Below are 25,396 nucleotides of genomic sequence, written 5' to 3'. Positions count from 1 at the left end.
TAGCATCAGGACTCAACTGCCAAAGCGAGCGGCCGTTCCTGACGTCGGCTTCGAAGGGCTTCGAAAAGATCCCGCTCCATCGATGCGGCACGGTGAGCCGATGTATGCTCTTCGAGAATGCGGAGCCGTGCTCGGCTTCCCAGGTCCCTTCTCCTGTCGTCGGGCCAAGTAGCGAGAACCGTGAGAACATCGTCAGACTGGCGCGCCAGCACGATCTCCCGATCAGGTTCGAGAAGCGTCTCGATTCCGTCCCACATGTCGGAGATGATCGGCGTTCCACAGGCTGCGGCCTCGAACAGGCGAACGCTCGGGCTGTACCCTGCCCTGATCATGTCGGCCCGGGTCACGTTGAGAGTATAGCGGCTCCGCGCATAAAAGGCCGGGTGGCCGCTCGGAGGCACATGATCGATGCGCTCGACGTTTTCCGGCCAAGCGATGTCTGCCGGATATTGGGGGCCGGCAACGACGAAACGAAGATGAGGCGCTCGCAGGGCCGGCTCGATCAGGAGCCGCTCCAGGGTCGGCTGCCGGTCGGGACTGTAAGTCCCGAGATAGCTCAGATCCCAGCGCTTCTCCTCGTCAAGGCTCGGATATGCTTCGGGATCGACCGAACAATAAAGCGCCCGGGCGGCGGGCGAACCGTAGTTCGCCATCAGCACGTCGAGCGTCGGCCCTCCGGTGAACGAGAAGTAGACGTCGTAATCCGGGATCAGGCCGGGCGCGAGGTACTCGTAGTCGCCCCTCGCCAGTTTCGCGAGCGTCACGGGCGTGTCGATGTCATAGAACGCCACGACGCCCTGGGCTGTCTGTTGGACGTAGCGGCCGACCTCGACACCGTCCGGCACATAGGAGCCGACAATGACCGCATCGGCTTCCTTGATCGCTTCCTGGTATCGCTTGAGATCCTCCAGGCTGGAATAGAACTCCAGCCGGCAGAAGTCAGGATCCTTCAGATCGCGATGAGAGGCATACCACGGCACGTCGCGCTCCAGGAAAAGCACATCGTGATGCCGCGCCGCGAAAGCCCTCAACAGCGCGCGGAAGGTTGTCGCATGGCCGTTCCCCCATGAGGAGGACAGGCTCAATCCCAGGACAACGACGCGGAGCTTGGTCACGCCACGCTCCTCTCGCGCTTCCGGGAGACTTCCTGGCGCAGAATCGCATCCACCTCGGCGCCGCGGCGGGTATACGTGTGCTCAGCCATGATCCGCTCCCTCGCCGCGGCGCCGATCGCGCGGGCACGCTCGGGGTTAAGGGCCTCGACATGGTCAGCGACATCCCTGCCGTCGCGGGCCACCAGCACCTCTTCTCCTTCCTTCAGGAACAACTCCAGGCCGATCCAGGCATCCGTGATCAGGCACGCTCCGGCTCCCGCAGCCTCGAAAACGCGGGTTGCGGGCGAATATCCGGTGCTTGCCATCGAGTCGCGGGCAATGTTGAGAACCGCCAGCGGGCTTGTGTTGAAGGCGTTATGGTCGCGCGTGTAAACATGGCCGATGTGACGGACGTTCGACGGCATTCCCTTTGTTTCCCAGCCATTGCCGCCTATCAGGAATTGACGGTCCGGGAGCTGGGCGGCGGGCTCCAGAAAGAACTGCTCCACACGAGCCTCGCGATCGGGCAGACGATTGCCGAGGAAGGACAAATCTGCCCGAAAGCGATCATCCGCCGGGACGGGATGATGGGTCGACGGATCGCAGGCATTGTAGATCGGGATGCACTGGCGGGCGCCGAAGCTCTCATAGGCGTCAATCACCGGCGGACCGCCGCCATAGGTCAGCACAAGATCGAGAGCCGGCATTGCGCGATGCAGCGGATGATCGGGGCTTCCGCGCAGTTCAGCGAGGGTTGCAGGCGCGTCAACATCCCAGAAGATGCGGATCGCGTCGGGACGAGACGCTGCAACGATCCCTTCCAGCAACTCGCTGTCGAAAACACCGACGCCGGAAGCCTTGACCACGACATCGGCCCTTGCCGCCTCCGACACGACTCCACGCATGGCCTCGACCGTCGCAGGATAAACTTTCACCTCCGCCCAGTCCGGCGGCTCGATATCCCGATGCTTCTGGCGGTCGAACGCATCCGGCTCGTAGAACGTGATGCTGTAGCCACGGCGGGCGAGGTCGCTCAGGAGACCACGATAATAGGTGGCGGCACCATTCCAATACGAGGACAGAAGGCTGGAGCCATAAAAGGCGATTTTCATGCGGACATCTCCATTGGCGACGCGGCGCCATGATCTGCGAGAAGAGAGAGGAGCTGTTCGGCGCGATGAGCACAGGAATGCCGGCTGCGAATGGCGTCGAGGCCATTCTCCACCAGCGACTTGCGCAGGTCCGGATCATGGAGAACCGCCTTCATATGGCGTTCCATCTGCGTCTCATTCTCGGCAACGAGGAAATCAGATCCGGGATTGAACAAGCCTTCGGAGTCGCGCCAGGGCGCGGAGATCAGCGGAATCCCGCAGGCAAGAGCCTCAAAGACGCGAATCGTCGGAATGCCTGGGAGCACCTCGACATAGAACCGCCGCGGTACGTGAACGGTCGCCACATGGCGCGCGAACACCTCGGGAGCCCGGGCGTTCGGCAGCCAGCCGCGATAGGTGACGCCATAGCGCGCCAGCATGCGCAGCGCCTCGTCAGGATACCGCACGCCGTAGATATCGAGAGGAAGGCCGACCGCCTGGGCGGGGCGGAACAGGAAGCTTTCGAGCTCCGCGCTTCGCTCGCCGTCACCCCAGTTGCCGATCCACACCAGGCCGTTCCGCCCCACGTCACGCGCAGGCGGGTGAAAGAGCCTTGTATCGGCAGCCTCGTGCCAGACATGGACCCGATCTCCCCAGCCCCAGCGTCGATAGACCTCCGCGAGAGTTTCCCCGAATGCGAGGACGCCGTCATAGCCGTCGAGATCGAACTGACGAATGGCATCGGGATCGCTGACGGCTCTGTGATGCGTGTCATGGAACAGGAGCGTGAACCGGCCGCCCTGCCGGCGCACTTTTCCAATCGCTGCGACCAGCCATGGTTCGTTCCATTCATGAACGATCACCACGTCGGCATCGGCAAGGGCCTCCTCGATGTCCAGGTCCGGGTCGAAGACGTCCGAGGACAATTCAGGGTAGAGGCTGCGATAGGCATCGAGCCCTGCATCTCCATGATCCTTGAGGAGGTTCTCGAGGCTCCAGGCTCCCCGTGGCTCGTAGGCGGCGACAGCATGCCCTCTATGAACGAGTTCTCGCAGGACGCCGCGCAGGAAATGCGCGTTGCCATGGTTCCAGCACGAGGCGAGGGAATGGGTGAAATACACGAACTTCATGCAGCGGCTCCCTCAAGGGGGGATCGCGAGGGCTTCGGTTCCAGGAGGGACCGATACGCGCTCAGAACCCCGGCACTCATGGCTTCGATGGTGTAGGCGTCGGCGCGTGCTCGTGCAGCGCTCCCTAGGACGCGGCGGGTTTCCGGATCCCGGACAAGGCGTTCGGTTGCCTCGATAACGGCGCTCTCGTCGTCCGGATCGACGAACAGCGCGGCATCCTTCCACAATTCCCGGAACGTCGGTATGTCGGAAAGGATCAAGGCGCATCCCATCTGGGCGGCTTCCAGAACGGCAAGACCGAAGGGCTCATATCGCGCCAGCGAGATGAAGATCGGCTTGCCGCTCAGGTGCCGGGCAACCTCCATGTCGCTCAACTGGCCGAGCACTCTGGCATGAGCGGCCTGAGCTTTCGCGCCATTGGGTCCTTGAACCGATCCGGCGGCGAGAACCGGTATGGCGAGACGGGATGCAAGGCGGTCGACGCCTGCAAAGTTCTTACCCTCGTCCCAGAGGCGCCCAGCCGTGAAGACGAAATCGCCGTTTGGCCCGCTTGCCGAGACCGGCGCGGGTCGCCTGCCATTTCTCACGACACTCGGGACCTGGGAGAGTTCATAGGCCTTCGCCGTGGCGTGAGCGAATGCGAGGGTCGGCGCCAGGAGGCGGCCGGCAGACGCATAGCCTCTCTTGACGAGTTCGGTCCGCCATACGAATTCCTCCGGCAGGGAGCCGCCTTTCACAGCCTGCCACCAGGTCGCAACGCAAGAGTGACACACGGCCACGACAGGAATGTCGAAGTTCGCGCGAGCAGCCAGCGCCGGCGCGTTGAGATGAACGAGATCCGGGCGAAGGTCCGCGGCGAGACGGGCAATCGCTTCGCCGGCTTCCTCGACCTCATGCGGGGATTGGGCGGTCCAGTCCAGCGAGAGGCCCGTCATCACAAGGGTCGCACCCGAGGCTTGAGCCGCCGCCTGCTGATCGGCCGATGGAGGAGGCCCGAGCACGGCGATCGTGGTGCTGACATCGTGTGCACGCAGACCATCGCTGAGATCGAGCGCGTATTGCCAGACCCCGCCGACCGCATCTGCTGTCATCAGCACATGCAGACCTGCTACACCGTCAGGCCATGCCATGGCGTCTCTCGTTGTCACGCAACCCGCAGGCAACATGGGTCCTCATGACAGAGCCTCGGCATTCTGAACGGAGGAAGGCAGAGAATTCGAGCGCGCGAGCCCATTCTCATCCTGCAGCCATGCCGCGAGAGCAGCCACGCCCGTGAGCCAGGAGATCGGTTCCTTCAGGCCGAGATCGCGCGTGGCGAGGCGGGTGTCCGAGACGTAGTAGCGCTGGTCGCCGGCACGCCATTCAGCGTAGATCGTCTCGACCGAACGACCGATGACATCCTCGATGTGGGTGATGAGCTGACGCAGGCTGATCGCGTTTGCCGGGCCTCCGCCGAGATTGAAAGCCCGCCCCTGAACCGTATCGATCCGCTTCCACGCCGAGGCGTATGCGGCAACCGCATCGGAAACATCGAGCACGTCGCGAACCTGGCAGCCGTCGCCGTAGATCGTGATGGGTTCGCCTTTGAGAGCGCGGATCAGGAAATGGGCGACCCATCCCTGGTCCTCCGTTCCCATCTGCCGCTGCCCGTAGATGCAGCTCATGCGCATGACGCAGGTCGGAATTCCGAAGGAGCGCGCGTAGTCCAGCACATACTGATCCGCCGCTCCCTTCGAGCAACCGTACGGCGTATGGAAGTCGAGAGGTCTGCTTTCGCCGATTCCCGCATTCCGGACTGCGGGGCTGCGCGGCTTGTAGGCGTCGTTCGTCTTCTCCAGCTCCACATCGGCAAGGTCGCCATAGACCTTGTTCGTCGAGGCGAAGATCAGAGGAACACGATCGCCGCGCTGCCTGAGGGCATCGAGCACATTCAAGGTTCCGCGGATGTTGATCTCGAAGTCAGCGCGAGGGTCCGTCAGGCTGGTCGTCACGGCAACCTGGGCCGCCATGTGGAACACGGCCTGAGCATCGCGTGTCGCCTCGGCAACGGATGTCTCGTCGCGGATGTCGCCGATCACGCTTGAGATCCTGCTCGGGTGCCGCTTCTTGAGCCATTCGAGATTACGTTCGACGCCGGGCCGAGCCAAAGCGTCGTAGATCAGAACATCGTGCCCCTCAGTGGCGAAATGGTCGGCAAGATTGGATCCAATAAAGCCGGCGCCGCCTGTCACCAGAATGGGACGGCGGCGAAGGACGGCCGGTGCGGCAGCCGATGCGTCTGATGCTTTCATGCCACGAGGCCCCGGGCTTCAAGCTCCTTGCGAGCTTCATTGACGAGATCCTTGGCTTCCTGCTTGGCGACCCATTCGGCGAGCTCCGCCAGGCCCTCGGTGAAGTCTTTTCGGGGCGCGTAGCCAAGTTCCTGCTGGATCCGACTGATATCGGCGATGCAGTGGCGGATATCGCCGATACGCGCCTTGCCGGCAATCTCCGGCGCCATCGGCCGGTTCATTGCTTCGGACAGAAGCTGCGCGACTTCGGAGACGGTACGATCCTGTCCGCTTCCGACATTGTAGACGCCGCCAGGCGCCCTCTCATGCTCCAGGGCCAGAACGAAGGCCTGCGCCACGTCTTCCACGTGAACGAAGTCCCGGCGCTGCTGACCGTCCTCGAAGATCATCGGAGGCTGGCCGTTGTGGAGCCGCGACGCAAAGATGGCGAGAACCCCCGTATAGGGGTTGGACAGGGCCTGCCCAGGCCCATAGGCATTCCAGAGCCGGAGAGCCACGCCTTCCATCCCGTAGGCCGGACACAGGGTCAGCGTCAGGCGCTCCTGGACATATTTCGACAGCGCGTAAACCGACGCCAGGGCCGGCTTCTTCCATTCGGGTGTCGGCACCGGGATGAGAGGCCGCCCCTGCTCATCCAGAGGATCCCACGGATCGTTCTCGCCTGCACGCGGCTTGCGGACGACATCCTCATGGATTCGGCCATCGACGTCGCGATAGAGACCTTCGCCATAGATGCTCATGGAAGACGCGACCACGACCCGCTTCACCGGATTGTCGATGAGCTGCTGGAACAGCACGGCCGTGCCGTAATCGTTCACGGAGACATAACGGTCGACCGCATACATGCTCTGACCGACGCCAACCTCGGCCGCAAGATGGACGACCTTCGTTACGCCCTTGAGCGCCCGCAGGAGCGCCGCCTCGTCACGGACGTCTCCGACAACGACCTCCACGTCCGGATCGAGCCCGTCGGCCTGGGTTCTGTCGCCATGGACCTGCTCGATGAGGCTGTCGAGCACACGAACCTCATGACCACGGTCAAGGCACGCCCGCGCAACGTATCGTCCGATGAAACCTGCACCACCGGTAATAAGGATCGTATCCGTCACGAGATGTCTCCAGATTTGTTCCTGGTCTGAGCGCCAATGGATCGGGCAGGAGACGACTGCCCAGTCCCAAGCTGGAGATGCGACGCAGAGCCGACGCATGGTCCAGTCCGAGAGCAGGCATTGCAGCAGGCCTCGCCAATGGCGGGCTGCGCCACATATCCCCTTCAGAAGCTTGAGATTGCGTTCAACAAACTCCGAGGGATCATCTTTGTTCCTTCCCTCAGGGCAGTAGTTTGGGCGCACAGCCGTGAAGACAAGAGTCACAGACGCGGTTTCCGGACGGAACAAGGAACCTTCTTCAAACGTTGGAGGCCAAGCTTAGGAGAAGGCCCAGGTCGGATGCCTGCGGCCGCATATATACTTTTGCCTGACAAGACAGCATCCGGCCGGCCATACATGGGAGATCCGTCATGAGTTCGAGGAAGGTCCGCGTCGGCATCGTGGGCGTCGGCAACTGCGCCTCGTCCTTCGTGCAGGGACTCTCCTACTACAAGGATGCGATCGGCAACGAGCCCGTGCCCGGCCTGATGAACGTGGAGCTCGGCGGATATCATATCAGAGACGTCGAAGTGTCTGCTGCCTTCGACGTCAATGCCTCGAAGGTCGGCCGCGACGTATCCGAGGCCATTTTCGCAGAGCCGAACAATACCCAGCGCTTCGCGTCCGTTCCACAGAGCGGGATCATCGTCAATCGAGGCAGGACGCTGGACGGGCTCGGCAAATATTTGCGCGAGACGATCGAAGAATCCTCTCACGACGAAGCCGACGTCACTGCGATCCTGCGTGAGTCCAAGACCGATGTTCTCGTGTCCTACTTGCCCGTGGGCTCGCAGAAGGCCACCGAGTGGTACGCTGAGCGGGCGCTCGAAGCAGGGTGCGCCTTCGTGAACTGCATCCCGGTCTTCATCGCCTCGAACCCCGAATGGCGCAAACGGTTCGAGGAACGCGGCCTCCCCATCATTGGCGACGACATCAAGAGCCAGGTCGGCGCCACCATCGTCCATCGCGTGCTCGCCAATCTGTTCCGGGAGCGTGGGGTGCGTCTCGACCGCACCTATCAGCTCAATTTCGGCGGCAACACCGACTTCCAGAACATGCTGGAGCGCGAGCGTCTCGAGTCGAAGAAAATCTCGAAGACGCAGGCCGTCTCGAGCCAGCTCGACGTTCCGCTCCCGGCAGGCGACATCCATGTGGGGCCGAGCGATCACGTGCCATGGCTCACCGACCGGAAATGGGCTTACATCCGTCTCGAGGGAACCACCTTCGGCGGCGTTCCGCTCAATATGGAGGTGAAGCTCGAGGTCTGGGACTCTCCGAACTCTGCCGGCATCGTGATCGACGCCGTGCGCTGCGCAAAGCTTGCCATGGACCGCGGGATCGGGGGCGCTCTCACGGGCCCGTCGAGCTACTTCATGAAGTCTCCGCCGCAGCAATTCACCGACAACGAGGCCCGCGACAGAACCCTCCGCTTCATCAGCGGCGATGGCGATTAGGGCGCGGGAGGGTCGCGGTGACCACCACGTTCTTCCTCGTCCGCCATGCCGCCCATGATCGGGTCGGCACCATCCTGTGCGGGCGCATGCCGAATGTGAAGCTCGGCCCGGTCGGGAAAGGCCAGGCCGAGCGCTTGGCGGAGTGCTTGGCGGAGCGTCTTGCGAGGGACGATGTGGCCTGCGTCTGCGCAAGCCCCCTCGAGAGAGCTCTGGAAACGGCCCAGCCCGTCGCGGCGAGCCTTGGACAGAGGCTTCACGTTCGTGACGCCATCACCGAAATCGATTACGGTCGCTGGACCGGCATGAGCTTCGATGCGCTGGGACAGGATCCGCTCTGGCTGTCCTGGAACTGCTCGCGCAGCACCAGCCGCCCTCCTGATGGAGAGACGATGCTGGAAGCGCAAGCGCGCATTGTCGGCGTCATGGAACAACTGCGCAGCCTTCATGCAGGCCGGGCGGTCGTTCTCGTGAGCCATGGCGATGTGATCAAGGCCGCCCTCCTCTACCACCTCGGCATGCCGATCGACGCCTATGACCGGATCGACGTGGAACCCGCTTCGATCTCCACTCTGGTCGTGGGCGACTGGGGCTCCAAGGTTCTACGCCTGAACGAGGTGGCAGGCCCATGAAATTCGTCGTCTTCGGTCTGACCATTTCGTCATCCTGGGGCAACGGCCACGCGACCCTGTGGCGCGGCCTGTGCCGAGCGCTCGCGAAGCGAGGGCACAGGGTCGTGTTCTTCGAGAAGGACGTGCCCTATTACGGCGCGAATCGGGACTTCGTCGAGATCCCGGGCGGTGATCTCATTCTTTATCAGGAATGGAACGACGTTCGCCGTCGGGCCGAGGAAGAAGTGAGAGATGCGGACGTCGCCATGGTCACGTCCTACTGCCCGGACGGAATCGTCGCCGGGACTCTCGTGCTGGCGAGCGCGCGCGCAACCCGCGTATTCTATGATCTCGACACGCCGGTGACATTCTCGCGTCTCGATGCGGGCGAGCCGATCAGCTACATCGGTCCACAGGGGCTCGCGGGCTTCGACCTGGTCCTGAGCTATACCGGAGGCCGGGCTCTCCAGAGGTTGAAGACGGAACTCGGCGCACAACGTGTCGCGCCGCTTTACGGCCATGTGGATCCGGACGTGCACCGTCCCGTGCTACGGGTCCAGCATTACGGTTCGGATCTGTCCTATCTCGGCACCTATGCGGCGGACCGCCAGGACACGCTGCAACGTCTGTTCATCGATCCGGCTGCCCGCCGCCCGGACCGGCGCTTCCTGATCGGAGGGGCACAGTATCCCGACGACTTCCCCTGGCAGCCCAACATCCATTTCGTGCGGCACCTTCCCCCGCCGGAACATCCGGCCTTCTTCTCGTCCTCGCGCCTCACGCTCAACATCACCCGGCAGGCCATGGCCGAGATGGGCTGGTGTCCATCCGGGCGGCTCTTCGAGGCCGCGGCCTGCGGGGCGCCCATTCTGTCGGACACCTGGGAGGGGCTCGACAGCTTCTTCCAGCCCGGCAAGGAGATCCTGATTGTCGGCCATATGGAGGATACGGTCGCGGCCCTCGACCTCACGGACGCCGAACTGGGCCGAATAGCCAAGGCCGGGCGGGACAGGGTGCTCGAAGAGCATACGTCGGAGCACAGGGCGCGAGAACTTGAGATCCTGCTCGGCGGCGCCACATCCCTTTCGCGCTCGACCGGCGGCCCGGCCGCCATGATGGAGGCGTGATCATGTGGGGAATCGTACCCGCGGCCGGGACCGGCAGCCGCATCCAGCCCCTGGCGTTCTCGAAGGAGCTTCTGCCCGTCGGAAGCCGGCTCGACAACGGCATCGAGCGCCCCTGCGCCGTGAGCGAGTACCTCGTCGAGCGCATGATCCATGGTGGAGCGAACAAGATCTGCTTCGTGATTTCTCCGGGCAAATCCGACATCATGGAATATTATGGCGCAAGCTACGGCAGCGCTTCCATGGCCTATGTGGTTCAGCCGCAGGCCAGTGGGTTGTGCGATGCAATCTTCCAGGCCGCGCCGCTCATTCCCTTGGACGAAAGCGTGATCGTCGGCCTGCCCGATACGGTCTGGTTTCCCGAGAAGGCCTTGGCGGAACTGCCGGACGACGTTCTCTCGTTTCTGCTGTTTCCCGTCGACAATCCCGACGTTTTCGATGCGGTCATCCTGGACGAGGAGAAGCGCGTCCGGGAAATCCAGGTGAAGCGGAGCGACGCCGGGTCGCGCTGGATCTGGGGGGCTTTCAAGATGTCCGGGCACATTCTGAAAGCCCTGCACGAGCTCTGGATTTCACGCGACCGCCAGGATGAGTATTTCGGCACGCTGGTGAATGCCTATCTGGCTCAAGGAGGCGAGGCTATCGGCGTGCAGGCCGGTGAATCCTATGTCGATGTGGGGACCCTGCACGGATATCGGGCCGCCATCGGCTTGCTGAGCGAGGCTGCCCAGCACGACACAATAACCGGCGCCCGGGTGGCCCTGGGCTGGCCGGCGGGGCGCCTGCCTCGGGGGCTTCACGACTTGAACAGGGAGTAGTCGCTACGATGAATGCCATCGATCCCACGCCGCCGGACGAAATCCGCCGGAAAGCCGAAGCGCTCGGGCCATGGTTTCACAATATCGAGCTGAAGGGTGGCGTCTGGACCGCTCCTGACCACTTCCTCGGCAATTATCCGGCCGTGAAATGGCGGCAATTCGCCGACGCGATCCCGCAGGATCTCACCGGCAGAACCGTGCTCGACATCGGCTGCAACGGCGGCTTCTACTCCATGGAGATGAAGAAGCGCGGCGCGGAGCGCGTCCTCGGCATCGATTTCGACGAAACCTATCTCGCCCAGGCCCGGTTCGCCGCCCAGACCATGGGCCACGACATCGAGTTCCGGAAGCTTTCGGTCTACGATCTTGGCCAGCTCGGGGAGCGTTTCGACGTGGTGCTCTTCATGGGCGTGCTTTATCATCTGCGCCACCCGCTGCTGGCCCTCGACCTGATCCACGAGCACGTCGCCAGGGATCTTCTGGTGTTTCAGTCCATGCAGCGTGGGTCCGCGGAGGTCATGCCGGTCGCGGAGAACTACACCTTCTGGCAGACGGATCACTTCGATGATCCGCGCTACCCGAAGATGCACTTCATCGAGCATCGCTATGCCGATGATCCGACCAACTGGTGGGCCCCGAACGCCGCCTGCGTCGAAGCCATGCTCCGCAGCGCCGGATTCGAGATCGTCCAGCACCCCGAAACTGAAGTTTACATCTGCCGCCGTGTCGACGCTCCGCCCGGTGCGGGCGCCGTCTATCCGGCCCAAGGGAGACAAGCATGATCGAAGCCGCGATGATCTGGAACGAGCCCAACAACAAGTCCCACTGGGATCCGGAGATCGACCCGGATTGGAAGCTCTTCTCCGAGATGGCGATCGTTGCGGGTCAGGCGATCAGGGCCGAAAACCCCAACCTGCCCCGCGTGCTCGGCGGCATCTCGCCCATCGACCCCGGCTTCATCAAGAAGCTGGAAGGCCATGGCGCCCTCGATGAGATCGATGTCGTGGCCGTGCACGGATTCCCGCTCGATTGGAACCTGTGGCAGATCCACGATTGGCCCGCGAAGATCGACGAGGTCCGCGCCGTGACGGACAAGCCCATCTGGGTGAGCGAGGTCGGAATCTCGACCTTCGGCGCCGAGGAGGTCCAGGCCTGGGGCTTGAACCGGACGGCGGAACTCCTGATCGGCAAGGTGCCGAAGATTCATTGGTACAGCCTCTACGATCTTCCCCGCGCCTGGGAGGCCACGACGCGCCATAGGGAAGCCGAAGGCTCGTCCTACTACCGGCACTTCTACATGGGTCTCCTGCGCGAAGACGGCACGCCGAAGCCGGCTCTCGAGGAATTCGCGAAATACACGCCGCAGATGGGCCTGTGCCAGTGGTTCCATTATGAGGACCATCGCCTCGACGAGGCGGTGACGTGGATGAAGCGGCTCGGCGTGAAATACCTGCGCACGGGCCTGTCCTGGGCGGACAGCTTCCGCCCGAACGCGCTCCAATGGTTCGACCGTCAGATGGAGGCGCTGGCGGATTTCGACGTCACCGTGACCTTCTGCTTCACGCCCGAGCACCGCGGGATCGCTCCGCATCACACCAGCGCACCGCAGGTCAAGGAGGAGTTCGCGGAGTTCTGCGCCAGCATGATCCGCCGCTATGCGCCGTCGGGACAGGCTGCTTCGCCGGGCAAGGTGTTGGAAGTTCTCTGACGCACGATGCGTCTCAGAATGTTGACACCCGTCACGTCATGGCCGGGCTTGTCCCGGCCATCCCGATCCGACGGGACCCGGCGTTCCGGATGTTCGGGATCACCGGCACAAGGGCCGGTGACGACCACGAGGGGATGACGGTGCACCGCTTCGTGCGATGGCCGTCAACGCCCATAAATCGAGTCGAGCACTCTCGCGACCCCTACCAAGTGCTCCGCAGCCGGATCGAACCGCTCGCCCGCGGCCAGGCGGGATGCCCAATCGGCAGCAGCGCGTCCACCCCACTCGTCGGGCGGCACGGCCAATGTCTCTCGGGATGTCCCGCGGTAGCGCTCCGCCGTGAAGTCGTAGAATGATCCGTTCACATTGCGCAGCGAAAGGCCTCCTTGCGTTCCATAGAACGTGGCGGAGATCATCGCGTCGCATCCGGCCTGGAGCCGCCAGGAGCAGGCGAGCTGCACAACGGCGCCCGTTTCAAGCGTCACCGTCGCGACGGCATAATCCTCGACCTGGGACGCGGGATCCTGCAGCGGCGCGCCGCCGGCGAAGAGCTTGCCGGTCACGCCCGCGACGCCGGGGCTGTTGAGGGTCCACAAGGCGAGATCGACCAGATGGACGCCGAGATCCATCACGCAGCCGCCGCCTGACAGAACGGGATCGTAGAACCATGGCTTGTCGGGGCCGTAAGCGTTGTGGAACACGAGATCGACGGCATAGATAGGTCCCAGCTCACCCGTGCCGATGACCTCGCGGATGCGGCGCATGCCCTCCGTGAACCGGTAAGAGAGATCGACGCCCAACAGCCGATCGGATCGGCGCGCGGCATCGACCACGGCCTGCACCTCCGCGGCCGTGCGTCCGAGCGGCTTCTGGCAGAACACGGCGACGCCGCGCTCCAGCGCCCTGATCGATTGTTCGGCATGCATGGCGCTCGGTGTCGCGATGACGACGCCGTCGACGCCGAGATCGAGAATCTCGTCGAGGGTCGCAACCTGTTGCGCCCCGGGGGCGGACTTGCCGGCCTCGGCGGCCATCGCCGGGGATGGATCCGCGATGGCCGCGACGTCGACGGCGCCGGTGCCGAGGATGGCCTGCATGCGGTGCCGCCCGATCCAGCCGACGCCGAGGAAGCCGACACGCGGACGCGCAGGCGCAGCTTCAGAACCCGTCTCGAGCACAGCCTGTTGCACCATCAATACGTCACCAGGGCCTTGAGAAAACCGTCCGGCCGATCGCGCGTGGCATCGAGCGCCTCGCCGAGTCGGTCCAGGGAAAAGCTGTGGGTGTACAGGGAGCTCGGATCGAGACGCCCCGACGCGATCGCATCCACCGCCTCGCGCATTCCGTGCACATAGATCTTGGGATCGCGCTCATGAGCGTTGACCACGTCGATGCCGCGCCAGTTCCAGAGCCACATATTGACCTGCCGCGGCCCGTCCTGATGGTATCCGGCCACGATGAGCTTGCCCCGCTCGCGCGTCAGCTCGCCGGCAAGATCGAGCGGCCATTGCTTGCCCACCGCCTCGATCACACGATCGCAGAACGTGCCGCCGGTCAGCTCCTTGACCCGTTCGATGATCGCATGATGGTCCTCCATCGCGATCGTCTCGGCTGCGCCCATGCGGCGGGCGAGACCGAGCGAATACGGCCGCCTCGAAATGGCGATGACACGCGCGCCGGCGTCGGAGGCGAGCTTGGTGAGCAGGGCGCCGAGAAAGCCGATCCCGATGATCGCGATGGTCTGTCCTGCCTCGATCTCGCTGCGCCGGAAGATGTTCATGGCGCATCCGAGCGGCTCGCCCGGGAAGGGCTGACCCGCGAGAGCGTCCGGCAGGCGAACGATCGCATCGGCCTCGGCCAGATCGTATTCGGCATAGGATCGATAGGAGAGCGCCACGACCCGGTCGCCGACAGAGAAGCCCTCGATGCCTGCGCCGACCGCGTCGACGAAGCCCCAGGCTTCATGCCCGAGCGCGCCCGGCTCGGTGGGGTACTGCATCCATTCCGGTCCTGCCCACGGCGTCAGGTTGGAGGCGCACACGCCGCACCCTTCCAGGCGCAGACGCACCTGACCGGGTCCCGGCTCCGGACGGGGGACCTCGCGGATCTCGATCTGCCCAGGCCCGGTCAGGACGGCCGCCCGCATGGTGTGCCCGGACACCGCGGGCCCATCCTTCCCATCGGCGGGAAAGCCGGAAATGTCGCTGCTCGCGCCGCTCTCGTTCAGCAAGTTTGTGCCTCCACCCTACAGCCCGAGCAACTAGGCACGGGCCAGGAGACGTCAAGCCAGGAGACGTCAAGGCAGGAGACGTCAAGGCTTGGCTATTGGGGCAGGCCGCCGGCGGGGCATGAAGACTGTGGCGCTTCAGCCGGCGCTCTGGGCGCTGACTTCGGCGACGTATCTCGTGCGCGCTGCGCTGTCGGGCTGGAGGCCCTGTTCCCGACACCATCGTGCAAAGGCGTCAGGCTCGAGCGTGACCCGCATGATCTGAAGACCGGCCTGGCGACCGACATTCTCGTTGTTCTCGGCCGCCGCCAGCCAGGCATCGTAGGTGGGTGCGAGGTTGTGCGGATCGATGATCATCTCACGGATGCGGGAGTAATCCTCGCGGGTGTACCAGGGCAGTCCGATCCGACGGGACGGCGCATCCGTCATTCGTTCGTCTCCATCCAACCGGCACCGGGCCCGACCGATCGCCGGGCTCGGCGCCGCAGCTTTCCTTCAGCTCAGCAAGTAGAACACCGCAGGGGCCGCCGTCAGCAGCCCTGCCGTCGTGAACAGCATGAGACGATGGTCGGGATTGGCGATGCGGTGGACCTTCCGCGCCGTGGTGCCGGCTTCCATGCTCCAGCCGTTCATGCAGGAGCAGAGAAGGCGATGGGAGGCTCCCTCGGACAGCTCGAAGAATTCCATGGCATCCCCGAGCGTGTCGCCCTTCAGGCCAGCCGCCCGCAGGACCGGATCCTCGAAAGCCACCGTGATGGGGGATTCGTCGGATCTCAGCTCGGGCCGCTTGTCCTTGGGAACGAACTCGATCTCGCCGAGAGACCGCAGGCGCCGTTTCGGCTGGCGCTCCAACACTTCGGCCCAACGCTCGAGGCGTTCGCGCCGTGACAGGAAACCTTGGCTCAACTCATGCACTTCAGCGACGCTACGCAGCTTCTCTACAGGCTTGTGTTCCATAGGTATTCTCCTGCAAGGGAGCCGACCCTCGAAACCAGGGCCGAGCCCAGGGGATCCTATGATCGCGTGAGTCCCTGGCTTTTTTGCGTCAAACGGGCGCATCGTACGGAAAGAAGACCCGTTTTTCCGCTGCCGACGATCCCGTTTTTTCAACCGGGAGGCATCGGGCCGGACCCGGCGTCCGAGCGGCTGCCGAGCCCGACGCCGAGGCGTCAGAAGAGCGTTTCGTGCGGGTGGGCAACGTGTTCCTGGAAGATCGCGCCGGTGGCCGGCTCCACCTCCTTCAGGACGACCGCATAGCCCCACAGATTGGCCACCATCTGGAGGACGCGCTGGGCATCGTCCTTGTGCAGCAGGGTGCGGTTGAGCACGTGATGGTGCAGGATCAGGCGCCGGTCGCCGGCGAGGTCCACGTCCACCACCTGGATGTCGGGATCGCTCCACCCGACGTCGTAGTGGCGCGACAGGGAGCGCCGCAGGCGCCGGTAACCGCGCTCGTCGTGGATCGCCTCGATCATGAGCTCCGGGCGGTCCGGATCGTCGACGAGGTGGAACATGCGCCACCGCCGGATCAGATGCGGGCTCAGGAACTGCGAGATGAAGCTCTCGTCCCGGTAGTTCGCCCACACGTCACGCAGCACCGCCATGGCGTCGCCGCCGCCGGCGATGTCGGGGAACCACTCCCGGTCCTCCGCCGTCGGCTCCGTGCAGATGCGCTCGATGTCCTGCATCATGCCGAAGCCGAGCGCGTACGGGTTGATGCCGCCGTAATGCGGATCGTCGAATTCCGGCTGCCGCGTGACGTTGGTGTGCGACTGCAGGAACTCCAGGAAGGCGCCGTCGCTGATCTGCCCGGTCTCGTGCAGCCGGATCATGATGCGGTAATGGCAATAGGTGGCGCAGCCCTCGTTCATCACCTTGGTCTGGCGCTGCGGATAGAAGTACTGGGCGATCTGGCGCACGATGCGCAGGATCTCGCGCTGCCAGGGCTGCAGGCGCGGTGCCGACTTTTCCAGGAAGTAGAGGAGGTTCTCCTGCGGCAGTTCGAGAAGGGCGCGGCGGCGCTCCTCGCTCAGCTGGGGCTTCGCGGCGGCGCCTTTCGTGGGCACCGTGCGCCACAGGTCGTTGAAGGTCTGCTCCTGATGCAGCTGGCGCTCGCGCTCCCGCCGCTCCTCCGAGCGCAGGTCGGGGCGCTTCTTGCGCGGGTAGCGATGAACCCCATGCGACATCAGCGCATGGGCGGCATCGAGGACGCGCTCTACGGCCGCGTGCCCGTAGCGTTCCTCGCAGCGCGTGATGTAGCCCTTGGCGAATTCGAGATAATCGAGAATTCCGTCCGCGTCGGTCCATTCCTTGAACAGGTAGTTGTTCTTGAAGAAGTGGTTGTGGCCGAAGGCCGCGTGAGCGATGACGAGGGTCTGCATCGTCGCCGAGTTCTCCTCCATGATGTAGGAGATGCACGGATTCGAATTGATGACGATCTCGTAGGCCAGCCCCATGAGGCCCTGGCGATAGCTCGATTCATGCAGGGCGAAGCGCTTCCCGAAGGACCAGTGCTTGTAGAACAGGGGCATGCCGATGGACGCGTACGCATCGAGCATCTGCTCGGCGGTGATCACCTCGATCTGGTTGGGATAGACGTCGAGCCCCAATTCGCCGACCCCGATGGCCTCGACGGCGTCATGGATGCGCTGGATGGTCCCGAAGTCCCAATCCGCCCCATGAAAGAGCAGGTTGTCGCGCCCGAGTATGCTCATGGCACCTTCGCTCCAGCATCCGCGTCCCGCCGGCGGAAGAGTTCGCGGAAGACGGGGTAGATCTCGCGACGGTGGTTCACCTTGCGCATGGCGAGGTTGGCCCCCTGCTCCTGGAGCGTCTCGTAGGTCTGCCACAGGGAGGTCTTGTGGTTGATGAATCCGGTCTGCATGCGGTCGCTGTCGCTGCCGACCTCGAGATAGGCATAGTACTGGCACACGGGCAGGATCACGTCGCGCAGCATGGCCGCGCTGGTGGTGCCGTCGTTCGGGGAATTGTCGCCGTCTGAGGCCTGGGCCGCGTAGATGTTCCACGCGTCCGGCGAGTAGCGCTCCTCGACGATCCGCTGCATCTCGCGCAAGGCCGAGGATACCACCGTTCCGCCGGTCTCGGGGCTGTTGAAGAAGGTTTCCTCGTCCACCTCCTTGGCCTCGTGAGTGTGGCGGATGAAGACGATCTCCACGTGCTTGTAGCGCCGCGTCAGGAAGATGTAGAGCAGCATGTAGAAGCGCTTCGCCAGATCCTTCATGTGCTCGGTCATGGAGCCGGACACGTCCATGAGACAGAACATCACGGCCTGCGCCACGGGCTTGGCCACGGGTTCGAAGCGGCGATAGCGCAGATCGATGGGATCGATGTAGGGAAAGCGCCGGCTGCGCAGCTGAAGCAGCTCCAGCTCCTGGCGCAGGGCGGTCAGGCGCTCGGACGGCCCCTCGCGCTCCTCCAGCCGGTCGATTTCCTCCTGGAGACGGAGCAGATCCTGGGATTTCGGCCGCCGCATGGCGATGCGGCGCGACAGGGCATTGCGCATGGAGCGCAGCAAGGCGAGGTTCACGGGCGACCCGGTGACCGTGTAGCCGGCCCGTCGCATCCCCTGCGTCTCCACGGTGGCGACCCGCCTCTTGGCGAGGTCGGGCAGTTCCAGGTCATCGAGGAACAGGTCGAGGAACTCGTCGCGGGTCAGGACGAAGCGGAAATCGTCCTCGCCTTCGCCGTTGTCGCCCCCGGCCGCGCTTCCGCCCCCGCCGGGCGGGCGTTCGATGGTATCCCCTTCCACGAAGCGCTTGTTGCCCGGAAGGATGTGGTCATGCACGCCGCCCTCGCCGGACCGCCGGAAGCTGGGCTCGCGAACACCATCGGCCGGGATCGAGACCTCCCCTCCCCGCTCGAGATCGGTGATGTCCCGATCGCCTGCGGTCTGGCGTACGGCCCGCTGGATCTGCGCCTTGGCTCGGCGAAGAAAACGTTGGCGGTTGGCCAGACTCTTGCCCCCTGGGTTGAGGCGCCGGTCGATGATGTACATAGGATCGCCTGATCTGCCTCCGTCTTCTGTCAGCCCGCCTGCTTCACACGCATGTACCATTCCACCAGACGCCGCACCTGGCGCTCGGTGTAGCCGCGGTCCATCATACGCGCCACGAACTCGCCGTGCTTCTTTTCGGTCTCGCTGTCCTTCTTGGACCCGAAGCTGATCACGGGGAGCAACTCCTCGACCTGCGAGAACATGCGGCGCTCGATGACGTCGCGGATCTTCTCGTAGCTGGTCCAGGACGGGTTGCGGCCATGGTTGCCGGCCCGGGCCCGGAGCGAGAACTTCACGACCTCGTTGCGGAAGTCCTTCGGATTGGCGATGCCGGCCGGCTTCTCGATCTTGGTCAGCTCCTGGTTGAGGAGCTCCCGGTTGAGGAGCTGTCCGGTATCGGGGTCCTTGAAGTCCTGATCCTCGATCCATGCATCGGCATAGGCCACGTAACGGTCGAACAGGTTCTGGCCGTAATCATGATAGGATTCGAGATAGGCCTTCTGGATCTCGTGGCCGATGAAATCGGCGTAGCGCGGCGCCAGCTCGGCCTTGATGAACTCCAGATAGCGTCGCTCCACGTCCTGGGGCAGCTGCTCGCGCCTCAGGGACTGCTCGAGCACGTACATGAGATGGACCGGATCGGCCGCGACCTCGATGGTGTCGTGGTTGAAGGTGGCCGACAGGACCTTGAAGGCGAAGCGGGTCGAGATGCCGTCCATGCCCTCGTCGACACCGGCCGAGTCCCGGTACTCCTGCAGGCTTCTCGCGCGGGGGTCGACCTCGCGCAGGCTCTCGCCGTCATAGACCCGCATCTTGGAATAGAAGTTCGAGTTCTCGTGCGCCCGCAGGCGCGAGAGGACCGAGAACCGCGCCAGCATCTCCAGCGTGGCGGGAGCGCAGGGCGCGCCGGCCAGCTCCGAGGTGCGGATCAGCTTGTCGTAGATCTTCTGCTCCTCCGTGACCCGCAGGCAATACGGCACCTTGATCACGTAGATGCGGTCGATGAAGGCCTCGTTGTTCTTGTTCGTTCGGAAGGTCTGCCATTCCGCCTCGTTGGAATGGGCCAGGATGATGCCGCTGAACGGGATGGACCCGATATTCTCGGTGCCGACATAATTCCCCTCCTGCGTGGCCGTCAGCAGGGGGTGCAGCATCTTGATCGGCGCCTTGAACATCTCGACGAATTCGAGGATGCCCTGATTGGCGCGGTTGAGACCGCCGGAATAGCTGTAGGCGTCGGGATCGGCCTGGGACAGGGTCTCCAGCTTGCGGATGTCGACCTTGCCGACGAGGGACGAGATGTCCTGGTTGTTCTCGTCGCCCGGCTCCGTCTTGGCGATGGCGATCTGCCTCATGCGGGACGGGTTGATCTTGACCACGCGGAACTTGGAGATGTCGCCCTTGAACTCGTCGAGGCGCTTGATGGCCCAGGGGCTGAGCAGATTGGTCAGGCGCCGCTGGGGGATGCCGTAACGCTCTTCCAGCATGGGACCCATCTGCTCCGGGTCGAAGAGCCCGAGCGGACTTTCGAAGACCGGGCTGATCTCGTCGCCTGCCTTGAGGACATAGATGGGATTGACCTCCATCAGGGATTTCAGGCGTTCGGCCAGGGAGGACTTGCCGCCGCCGACGGGTCCGAGCAGGTAGAGGATCTGCTTGCGCTCCTCCAGGCCTTGAGCGGCGTGGCGGAAGAAGCTCACGATCATCTCGATCGTCTCTTCCATGCCGTAGAACTCGGAGAAGGCCGGATACACCCGGATCGTGCGGTTCATGAAGATACGGCCGAGGCGTGCATCCTTTGACGTATCGACAAGCTGGGGCTCGCCGATCGCCGCCAGGATGCGCTCGGGAGCGCTCGCATACATCATGGGATCGTTGCGGCACCCTTCCAGGTAGTCCGCCAGGGACATCTCCGCCTCGCGGCGGGTCTCATAAGTCTTCAAGAAACTCGAGAACAGGTCGTCGGAATGAAGCATGGCGCCACCGAAATCCAATCCCTCTCAGAGACAACTATTGTGCACCGCTAAGGTTGCCCAGACCATGCGATACTATGATGCGGCCAAGATGATGCGGCGTACTCCTTTTGTCATGGCGGAGAAAAAGGCAGGTCGCGACAGGCTCGATTGTGTTCGGGTCGACCCGTGCGCCCTGAAAATATGCCCGCCCTCAGCAGCTAGCCTCGCGGATTGCGGGCGGGACAGCAAGTTAAAGTTTCTCGATGCCCCCTGAAATCCACTGTGCCGCATTGCCGCCGCCGGCAGCTGGCTGGCACCTCTCCGCAAGCCATCGCAGGACCTTATGAGAGAGTGGGAATGCCGGTCCGCAAATACCAGGAGCCGGCGAGTCAATTGAACGTGACCATGTGAAAAACTCCACATTCAGTGATGCCGGATCCAGACTGAACTTCCCTTGAACAAAGCGCATGCCGAGCCGTTGACGGCGGACCGATCGCGCCTATGGTCTTGGGTGCCCAGAAGGCCCGGCAGGATCCCTCCCAGGGCGAGCGGATCTGCACACTCAAGCCTTTCCCAACCGGAGAACACTCCCGTGATCAAAGCTTTCGGCTACGCCGCCCAGGATGCGTCCGCACCGCTTTCCCCCTTCCGTTTCGAGCGCCGCGAGCCCCGCGAAAGCGATGTCCAGATCGAAATCCTCTATTGCGGCGTCTGCCACTCCGATCTGCACACCGCGCGGGCGGAATGGGGTGGCACTCTCTATCCCTGTGTGCCAGGCCACGAGATCGTCGGCCGCGTCACGCACGTCGGACCGGGCGTTCAGAAGTTCAAGGAAGGCGATCTCGTCGGCGTCGGCTGCATGGTCGATTCCTGCCGCACCTGCCGGAGCTGCCGCGAGGGCTTGGAGCAGTATTGCGAGGTCGGGTTCACCGGCACCTATAACGGCCCCGAGCAGGGCACCGGTGCCAACACCTATGGCGGCTATTCCGACACCGTCGTGGTCGACGAAAGCTTCGTCCTGAAGGTGCCCGACGGAATGGACCTGGCCGCGGCGGCGCCGCTTCTGTGCGCTGGCATCACCACCTATTCGCCCCTGCGCCGCTGGCGCGTGCAGCCGGGGCACAAGGTGGGCGTGGTCGGCCTCGGCGGCCTCGGGCACATGGCCGTCAAGCTGGCACGGGCCATGGGGGCGCATGTGGTGCTGTTCACCACCTCGCCCAACAAGCGGGAGGACGCCCTCAAGCTCGGCGCCCACGAGGTCGTCGTGTCGCGGGATCCAGAGGCCATGAAGGCGCACCTGAACAGCTTCGACTTCATCCTCGACACCGTGGCGGCGCCGCACGATCTCGACGCCTATCTCGTCCTGCTCGCCCGCGACGGCGCCATGGTTCTGGTGGGCGCTCCGGCCGAGCCGCATCCGGCCACGACCGTGTTCAACCTGATCATGAAGCGGCGTCAGCTGGCCGGCTCCCTGATCGGCGGCATCGCCGAAACGCAGGAGATGCTCGATTTTTGCGCCCAGCACGGCATCACGTCCGAAATCGAGATCATTCCGATCCAGAAGATCAACGAGGCCTATGAGCGGATGCTCAGGAGCGACGTGAAATACCGCTTCGTGATCGACATGGCGTCGCTGAAGCAGGACGCGGCGGCGGCTTGAGCCCGGACGGGCCGTTCGATGCTGGTCTACGGGGACGTCGAGACGGAGGAGACGGTGGGGGCCCGGCAAGCCGCCATCGCCGACATCCTGACCAGGATGCAGGCCATGCCGCCCGGGATCGAGCGGCATGGCACTCTCGTGGCGGCCTTCATCGCGACCAGCGAACTCGTTCAGGGAATGATCGACGCGCAGTTCCACGACCATGGCCGTGACGTGCCGTCCGCGGTCCACGGGAAAGGCATGGAATGCCTCTCGATCCTTGCCCGCAGCATCGCGGGATCCTGGTGGAACGGGTTTCAGGGAAACGGCCCCGCCTCGACCTTCCTCGCGACGCTTCTCAGCTTCGATCCATCCCGGAGGATCCGCGTCAAGCAGGCGGAGGGCTATGCCTTCTACGCCCTCTATCCGGAAAGCTATCTGGAAGCCGCCAGGGCTTCGGGTCTGGATGCGAGGACTCAGGTCATCGGGATCCGCAGCATCGGCGCCGGTCTGAGCGCCCTCGTGGCCGCCGCCATCGACGCCCCGCCCCCGGTCACCCTTCGCCCGGTCGGCCATCCGTTCCGGCGCGAGGTGGCGGTGGATCCGGCTCTCGCCGCAAAGCTGACGGCGGAGCGGGACAGGGCCTTCGCCATCGTCGACGAAGGGCCCGGCCTGTCCGGAAGCTCGTTCGGGGCGGTCGCCGACTGGCTGGAGGCGGCCGGTGTCCCGCGCGAGCGGATTGTCTTCTTTCCGAGTCATCACGGTCCGCTCGGCCCCCAGGCCAGCGCCTCTCACCAGGAGCGGTGGAGCCGAGCGGAACGGCATGTGCGCGCCATGGACGATCTTCTGCTCGGCGGTTCACCCGCCCACCACCTTTCCGTCTGGGTACGAGACCTGGTCGGCTCCCGGGACGGGCCGCTCGAGGACCTGTCAGGCGGAGCTTGGCGATCGCGCCGCTACGGCGACGAGGCGAGCTGGCCAGCCTCCAATGTCCAGCAGGAGCGACGGAAGTTCCTGGCGCGGAGCAACGGCATCCCGTGGCTGGTGAAGTTTGCGGGTCTCGGGGAGGCGGGCGCCAGGAAACTCCGGATGGCCCGGCTCCTGCACGAGGCCGGATTTGCGCCGGAGGTCGCAGGCTACCGCCACGGCTTTCTCGTGCAACGCTGGCACGAGGATGCACCGAGCCTCGATCAGGTCCCGGTCGATCGCACCCGGCTGGTCGATCACCTCGGGGCCTATCTGGGATTTCGCAACCGCCATTGCCCTGCGGACGGGCAGCCCGGGGCATCGTTGGACGAGTTGCGGCGCATGGCGGTCTACAATACCGGGCAGGCCCTGGGAGACGCCGCAGCCTCGCGCCTGGAGCGATCCCTGCCGGACCCGGGGCACCTCGAGCGAAGGGTGCGCCGGGTCTGGTCCGACAACCGCATGCCTCCGTGGAAATGGCTGGTCTGCGGCGACCGCCTCCTCAAGACGGACGCGCTCGACCACAGCGCCGCCCACGACCTGATCGGGCATCAGGACATCGGCTGGGACATTGCCGGAGCGATCGTCGAGTTCGGCCTCACGGAGGAGGAAGCCGCCCGGCTTCGCGCCGTGGTCGAGCGGGAGGGCGGCCATCCGGTGCCCGCCGAACTGCCGGCGTTCCTGCTCGTCTGCTATTGCGCCTTCCAGCTGGGCGCCCACCTCATGGCGGCGAGCGCGCTTGGCGGCGAGGAAGCGATCCGCCTGCGCAAGGCCGCCGGCCGCTACGGCCGCCTTCTGCGGCAGCCCGATGCCGTGTCGCGCTCCCAGGAACAAGGGAAAGTTCCCATCCGTTAACGGCCAAGTCACACGCTTGCAATGATGGACCTTCGGGCCCGTCGGATCGGTCCTTGCATGTTTTCCGGCACATGGCGGCTCTTGAAAGTGGCGTTCGCGGGCTGGTGGGGCGACCGCGCCATGAGCCTGGGCGCCTCCATCGCGTTCTTCACCGTCTTCTCCCTGGCCCCCATGCTGCTCGCGGCCATTGCCGTTGCCGGGCTGGCCTTCGGACGGGAGGCGGCCCAGGGGGCCATCGTGGCCGAACTCGGCGGCCTGATCGGAACCAACGAGGCATCCGCCCTCGAGGCCATGATCGCGAGCGCCAGCAATGTGGGGTCGGGCATCATCGGCACCACGGTCGGGATCGTGACCTTTCTCCTCCTGGTCACCGGGGCGGTCGTCGAACTCCAGGACGATCTCAACATCATCTGGAAGGCGAAGCCGCCCGCGAGCTACGGCGTCCTGGACTTCGTCCGGACCCGGCTCGTCAGCTTCGCCCTGGTGCTGGGGATCGGCTTTCTTCTGCTCGTGTCGCTTGTCGTCGATACGGGTCTGACGGCCGTCGGACACTATCTGGAGGCTCATTTCTCGGGAGCCACGGTCATCCTGCGGCTCCTGAACAGCCTGGTGGCCTTCGCGGTCGCCACGCTCCTGTTCGCCATGATCTTCAAGCTCCTCCCGAACGTGGACCTGCGCTGGAGCGATGTCTGGACCGGCTCTCTGGTGACGGCCCTGCTCTTCACCCTCGGCAAGTTTCTGATCGGCTATTACCTCGGCAAGAGCAACGTCGCGTCGAGCTACGGGGCGGCCGCCTCCATCATCACAATTCTGCTCTGGATCTATTATTCGTCCCTGATCCTGCTCTTCGGCGCCGAATTCACCAAGGCCTATGCCGAGAGCCGCGGCAGCAGGGGTCTCGGGCCCGTCTCGGAGCCCGAACGCGAAACGAGCCGGGAGGTCCCGGCTCGCTCGCTCTAGGCTGTGTGGACACTTATCGTAACCATAGGACGATGGCGGCCAAGGTGACGACGGCGCGATAGTTTCGGGCCGTTTTCTCGAAGCGCGTGGCGACGCGGCGGAACTGCTTGAGCTTGGCAAAGCAGCACTCGATCAGGTGGCGCTGAGCGTAGAGGTGCTTGTCGAGCGGGTGCTTCCTGGCCCGCGCGGGATTGTTGGGGATCACCGCAAGAGCGCCCTTGTCAGCGATGGCCTGGCGCAGATGATCGGCATCGTAGGCCGTGTCGCCCAACACCGCCTGGGCGGGCAGGCCCTCGATCAGAGCCGCAGCCTG

At 64.3% G+C, this 25,396-nt stretch carries 23 protein-coding genes; 9 read left to right on the top strand and 14 right to left on the bottom strand.

Annotated features, from left to right (window positions below):
* Positions 1-5: 5 nt before the first annotated feature.
* Genes OCW50_RS23050 through OCW50_RS23025 form a run of 6 tightly spaced genes read right to left on the bottom strand, consistent with a single transcriptional unit; the run spans position 6 to position 6,715 of the window.
* Complete coding sequence (locus tag OCW50_RS23050) at positions 6-1,115, bottom strand: CgeB family protein (RefSeq protein WP_262299117.1); 1,110 nt, start codon at positions 1,113-1,115, stop codon at positions 6-8.
* Positions 1,112-2,206 (bottom strand): CgeB family protein, encoded by a 1,095-nt coding sequence (locus OCW50_RS23045; protein WP_262299116.1) that lies wholly within the window; start codon positions 2,204-2,206, stop codon positions 1,112-1,114. The genes OCW50_RS23050 and OCW50_RS23045 overlap by 4 nt, the downstream gene beginning before the upstream one ends.
* Positions 2,203-3,315 (bottom strand): CgeB family protein, encoded by a 1,113-nt coding sequence (locus OCW50_RS23040; RefSeq protein WP_262299115.1) that lies wholly within the window; start codon positions 3,313-3,315, stop codon positions 2,203-2,205. The genes OCW50_RS23045 and OCW50_RS23040 overlap by 4 nt, the downstream gene beginning before the upstream one ends.
* Positions 3,312-4,445: a glycosyltransferase family 4 protein gene (locus OCW50_RS23035; RefSeq protein WP_262299114.1), complete on the bottom strand. Its 1,134-nt coding sequence runs from the start codon at positions 4,443-4,445 to the stop codon at positions 3,312-3,314. Before OCW50_RS23035 ends, OCW50_RS23040 begins: the two co-directional genes overlap by 4 nt.
* A gap of 42 nt (positions 4,446-4,487) precedes the next feature.
* Positions 4,488-5,606 (bottom strand): NAD-dependent epimerase/dehydratase family protein, encoded by a 1,119-nt coding sequence (locus OCW50_RS23030; protein ID WP_262299113.1) that lies wholly within the window; start codon positions 5,604-5,606, stop codon positions 4,488-4,490.
* On the bottom strand, positions 5,603-6,715 hold the full coding sequence (locus OCW50_RS23025; protein ID WP_262299112.1) for an NAD-dependent epimerase/dehydratase family protein: 1,113 nt from the start codon (positions 6,713-6,715) through the stop codon (positions 5,603-5,605). Before OCW50_RS23025 ends, OCW50_RS23030 begins: the two co-directional genes overlap by 4 nt.
* 410 nt (positions 6,716-7,125) lie before the next feature.
* Here OCW50_RS23025 and OCW50_RS23020 point away from each other — a divergent pair, with 410 nt between their 5' ends.
* The 6 genes from OCW50_RS23020 to OCW50_RS22995 are packed head-to-tail and all read left to right on the top strand — an operon-like array spanning position 7,126 to position 12,466.
* Positions 7,126-8,208 (top strand): inositol-3-phosphate synthase, encoded by a 1,083-nt coding sequence (locus OCW50_RS23020; RefSeq protein WP_262299111.1) that lies wholly within the window; start codon positions 7,126-7,128, stop codon positions 8,206-8,208.
* A gap of 17 nt (positions 8,209-8,225) precedes the next feature.
* Positions 8,226-8,837 carry a histidine phosphatase family protein gene (locus tag OCW50_RS23015; protein WP_262299110.1) on the top strand — a complete coding sequence of 204 codons (612 nt, stop codon included), beginning with the start codon at positions 8,226-8,228 and terminating at the stop codon, positions 8,835-8,837.
* Positions 8,834-9,943 (top strand): CgeB family protein, encoded by a 1,110-nt coding sequence (locus OCW50_RS23010; protein ID WP_262299109.1) that lies wholly within the window; start codon positions 8,834-8,836, stop codon positions 9,941-9,943. The genes OCW50_RS23015 and OCW50_RS23010 overlap by 4 nt, the downstream gene beginning before the upstream one ends.
* Positions 9,944-9,945: 2 nt before the next feature.
* The gene (locus tag OCW50_RS23005; protein ID WP_262272555.1) at positions 9,946-10,758 is read left to right on the top strand and encodes a sugar phosphate nucleotidyltransferase; all 813 of its coding nucleotides are present in this window, start codon (positions 9,946-9,948) and stop codon (positions 10,756-10,758) included.
* An 8-nt stretch (positions 10,759-10,766) separates the two neighbouring features.
* Complete coding sequence (locus OCW50_RS23000; RefSeq protein WP_262299108.1) at positions 10,767-11,540, top strand: TIGR04290 family methyltransferase; 774 nt, start codon at positions 10,767-10,769, stop codon at positions 11,538-11,540.
* Complete coding sequence (locus OCW50_RS22995) at positions 11,537-12,466, top strand: glycoside hydrolase 5 family protein (RefSeq protein ID WP_262272557.1); 930 nt, start codon at positions 11,537-11,539, stop codon at positions 12,464-12,466. Before OCW50_RS23000 ends, OCW50_RS22995 begins: the two co-directional genes overlap by 4 nt.
* A 164-nt stretch (positions 12,467-12,630) precedes the next feature.
* On the opposite strand, the gene OCW50_RS22990 is transcribed toward OCW50_RS22995, so the two are convergent.
* From OCW50_RS22990 to OCW50_RS22960, 7 genes are all read right to left on the bottom strand, one after another.
* On the bottom strand, positions 12,631-13,656 hold the full coding sequence (locus tag OCW50_RS22990) for a Gfo/Idh/MocA family protein (RefSeq protein ID WP_373371494.1): 1,026 nt from the start codon (positions 13,654-13,656) through the stop codon (positions 12,631-12,633).
* Between the two features lie 2 nt (positions 13,657-13,658).
* Positions 13,659-14,612, bottom strand: coding sequence for an MDR/zinc-dependent alcohol dehydrogenase-like family protein (locus tag OCW50_RS22985; protein ID WP_262299154.1), 954 nt, complete (start codon positions 14,610-14,612; stop codon positions 13,659-13,661).
* A 219-nt stretch (positions 14,613-14,831) separates the two neighbouring features.
* Entirely contained in the window at positions 14,832-15,122 is a 291-nt protein-coding gene (locus OCW50_RS22980) for a DUF8829 domain-containing protein (RefSeq protein ID WP_262272559.1), read from the bottom strand.
* A gap of 66 nt (positions 15,123-15,188) precedes the next feature.
* The gene (locus OCW50_RS22975) at positions 15,189-15,650 is read right to left on the bottom strand and encodes a hypothetical protein (RefSeq protein WP_262272560.1); all 462 of its coding nucleotides are present in this window, start codon (positions 15,648-15,650) and stop codon (positions 15,189-15,191) included.
* 212 nt (positions 15,651-15,862) lie between these two features.
* Positions 15,863-17,407, bottom strand: a complete 1,545-nt coding sequence (locus OCW50_RS22970; RefSeq protein ID WP_262299106.1) for a SpoVR family protein — start codon at positions 17,405-17,407, stop codon at positions 15,863-15,865.
* On the bottom strand, positions 17,404-18,708 hold the full coding sequence (locus OCW50_RS22965; RefSeq protein WP_262272562.1) for a YeaH/YhbH family protein: 1,305 nt from the start codon (positions 18,706-18,708) through the stop codon (positions 17,404-17,406). Before OCW50_RS22965 ends, OCW50_RS22970 begins: the two co-directional genes overlap by 4 nt.
* Before the next feature lie 29 nt (positions 18,709-18,737).
* Positions 18,738-20,684 (bottom strand): PrkA family serine protein kinase, encoded by a 1,947-nt coding sequence (locus tag OCW50_RS22960; protein ID WP_262272563.1) that lies wholly within the window; start codon positions 20,682-20,684, stop codon positions 18,738-18,740.
* Between the two features lie 571 nt (positions 20,685-21,255).
* On the opposite strand from OCW50_RS22960, the gene OCW50_RS22955 reads away from it, so the two are divergent.
* The 3 genes from OCW50_RS22955 to OCW50_RS22945 are packed head-to-tail and all read left to right on the top strand — an operon-like array spanning position 21,256 to position 25,083.
* Complete coding sequence (locus OCW50_RS22955; protein ID WP_262272564.1) at positions 21,256-22,323, top strand: NAD(P)-dependent alcohol dehydrogenase; 1,068 nt, start codon at positions 21,256-21,258, stop codon at positions 22,321-22,323.
* Between the two features lie 18 nt (positions 22,324-22,341).
* A complete protein-coding gene (locus OCW50_RS22950; protein WP_262299105.1) occupies positions 22,342-24,123 on the top strand; it encodes a hypothetical protein in 1,782 nt (593 codons plus the stop codon).
* Positions 24,124-24,180: 57 nt separating this feature from the next.
* Positions 24,181-25,083, top strand: coding sequence for a YihY/virulence factor BrkB family protein (locus OCW50_RS22945; RefSeq protein ID WP_262299104.1), 903 nt, complete (start codon positions 24,181-24,183; stop codon positions 25,081-25,083).
* Between the two features lie 13 nt (positions 25,084-25,096).
* Here the strand turns inward: OCW50_RS22945 and OCW50_RS22940 are convergent.
* On the bottom strand, positions 25,097-25,396 hold a 300-nt coding region (locus tag OCW50_RS22940), incomplete at its 5' end, for a transposase (protein ID WP_262299103.1).

It is taken from the genome of Microvirga sesbaniae (assembly GCF_025460805.1).
Lineage (GTDB): Bacteria > Pseudomonadota > Alphaproteobacteria > Rhizobiales > Beijerinckiaceae > Microvirga > Microvirga sesbaniae.
This window is presented reverse-complemented; position numbering and strand designations above follow the sequence as displayed.

What these genes read in the sequence shown, in the direction of transcription:
- OCW50_RS23010 (WP_262299109.1), top strand. Translation starts at nt 8,834, where the DNA reads ATGAAATTCGTCGTCTTCGGTCTGACCATTTCGTCATCCTGGGGCAAC.
- OCW50_RS22985 (WP_262299154.1), bottom strand. Translation starts at nt 14,612, where the DNA reads ATGCGGGCGGCCGTCCTGACCGGGCCTGGGCAGATCGAGATCCGCGAG.
- OCW50_RS22965 (WP_262272562.1), bottom strand. Translation starts at nt 18,708, where the DNA reads ATGTACATCATCGACCGGCGCCTCAACCCAGGGGGCAAGAGTCTGGCC.
- OCW50_RS22980 (WP_262272559.1), bottom strand. Translation starts at nt 15,122, where the DNA reads ATGACGGATGCGCCGTCCCGTCGGATCGGACTGCCCTGGTACACCCGC.
- OCW50_RS22970 (WP_262299106.1), bottom strand. Translation starts at nt 17,407, where the DNA reads ATGAGCATACTCGGGCGCGACAACCTGCTCTTTCATGGGGCGGATTGG.
- OCW50_RS23005 (WP_262272555.1), top strand. Translation starts at nt 9,946, where the DNA reads ATGTGGGGAATCGTACCCGCGGCCGGGACCGGCAGCCGCATCCAGCCC.
- OCW50_RS23040 (WP_262299115.1), bottom strand. Translation starts at nt 3,315, where the DNA reads ATGAAGTTCGTGTATTTCACCCATTCCCTCGCCTCGTGCTGGAACCAT.
- OCW50_RS22960 (WP_262272563.1), bottom strand. Translation starts at nt 20,684, where the DNA reads ATGCTTCATTCCGACGACCTGTTCTCGAGTTTCTTGAAGACTTATGAG.
- OCW50_RS23020 (WP_262299111.1), top strand. Translation starts at nt 7,126, where the DNA reads ATGAGTTCGAGGAAGGTCCGCGTCGGCATCGTGGGCGTCGGCAACTGC.
- OCW50_RS23045 (WP_262299116.1), bottom strand. Translation starts at nt 2,206, where the DNA reads ATGAAAATCGCCTTTTATGGCTCCAGCCTTCTGTCCTCGTATTGGAAT.
- OCW50_RS22975 (WP_262272560.1), bottom strand. Translation starts at nt 15,650, where the DNA reads ATGGAACACAAGCCTGTAGAGAAGCTGCGTAGCGTCGCTGAAGTGCAT.
- OCW50_RS22995 (WP_262272557.1), top strand. Translation starts at nt 11,537, where the DNA reads ATGATCGAAGCCGCGATGATCTGGAACGAGCCCAACAACAAGTCCCAC.
- OCW50_RS23000 (WP_262299108.1), top strand. Translation starts at nt 10,767, where the DNA reads ATGAATGCCATCGATCCCACGCCGCCGGACGAAATCCGCCGGAAAGCC.
- OCW50_RS23030 (WP_262299113.1), bottom strand. Translation starts at nt 5,606, where the DNA reads ATGAAAGCATCAGACGCATCGGCTGCCGCACCGGCCGTCCTTCGCCGC.
- OCW50_RS22945 (WP_262299104.1), top strand. Translation starts at nt 24,181, where the DNA reads ATGTTTTCCGGCACATGGCGGCTCTTGAAAGTGGCGTTCGCGGGCTGG.
- OCW50_RS23035 (WP_262299114.1), bottom strand. Translation starts at nt 4,445, where the DNA reads ATGGCATGGCCTGACGGTGTAGCAGGTCTGCATGTGCTGATGACAGCA.
- OCW50_RS22950 (WP_262299105.1), top strand. Translation starts at nt 22,342, where the DNA reads ATGCTGGTCTACGGGGACGTCGAGACGGAGGAGACGGTGGGGGCCCGG.